Origin of the sequence: Vibrio genomosp. F6 (assembly GCF_005146325.1) — a bacterium.
Taxonomy (GTDB): domain Bacteria; phylum Pseudomonadota; class Gammaproteobacteria; order Enterobacterales; family Vibrionaceae; genus Vibrio; species Vibrio cortegadensis.
Genome location: NZ_SYUT01000048.1, coordinates 2,820 through 3,694, shown reverse-complemented (window position 1 = coordinate 3,694; position 875 = coordinate 2,820). Strand labels below are relative to the sequence as shown.

The following is an 875-nucleotide window of genomic DNA, read 5'->3' as shown; positions in this document are numbered from 1 at the left end:
CTTAAATTGTTTGTTATGCATTTACAGCCCACCACACAGGTCTAAGTAATTCCCCGTAGAGAATGATGACTTTTCCGATGAAAGCCAATAGATAGCTTCTGCTACCTCTTCAGGACGCCCTCCTCGCTGGAGTGGGATAATACTTTTTAACCGCTCTATCCTTTCAGGCTCACCTCCATCAGCATGCATTTCCGTATGAATGAGCCCAGGGCGAACGCAATTAACTCTGATGCCTTCTGAGGCAACTTCTAGAGATAACCCTTTTGTCAGCGTATCAATCGCCCCTTTAGACGCTGCGTAATCAATATACTCATTTGGCGAACCCGAACGAGATGCGCCCGATGAAACATTCACTATCACACCTCCATTTCCACCATGACGTATAGACATGCGTTTGACTGCCTCACGGCAGCAAAGAAAGTAACTAGTCACATTATTAGATAAGATGGTATTGATTCGGTCGGCAGTCATATCTTCGAGGCGTGATTGTTTGCGAAGAATACCTGCATTATTAACAAGCACCGACAAAGCACCTAGTTCATCATCGATTCTCGCAAATAGCCTTGATACTTCAACTTCACTCGAAACATCAGCTTGAACCGTAATACACAGACCACCTGTTAACCTAATTTCATGAGCTAACGCTTCTGCCGCCGCCGAATTGGACTTGTAATTAATACAAACTGCATAGCCGTTAGAAGCGAATAGCTTTGAAGTGGCAGCACCGATGCCTCTACCACCCCCAGTGACTAGAACTACTTTTGATTCACTCATATATCATCCTTGAGTCTCGAAATTGGAGAAATGCATAACGCCCAATTAAGGTGCGACAACGCTATAAAACCCAAACTAACCCACTGCACCGTAAACACAAA

1 protein-coding gene is annotated in these 875 nt (G+C 44.5%); it reads right to left on the bottom strand.

Features of this window, described 5'->3' with window-relative positions:
• Nucleotides 1-21: 21 nt before the first annotated feature.
• Nucleotides 22-774, bottom strand: a complete 753-nt coding sequence (locus tag FCV43_RS16890) for an SDR family oxidoreductase (protein ID WP_136995830.1) — start codon at nt 772-774, stop codon at nt 22-24.
• Nucleotides 775-875 lie beyond the last annotated feature (101 nt).

Bases quoted from the DNA above. Each gene is read 5' to 3' on its own strand.
- FCV43_RS16890 (WP_136995830.1), bottom strand. From the start codon at position 774: ATGAGTGAATCAAAAGTAGTTCTAGTCACTGGGGGTGGTAGAGGCATC.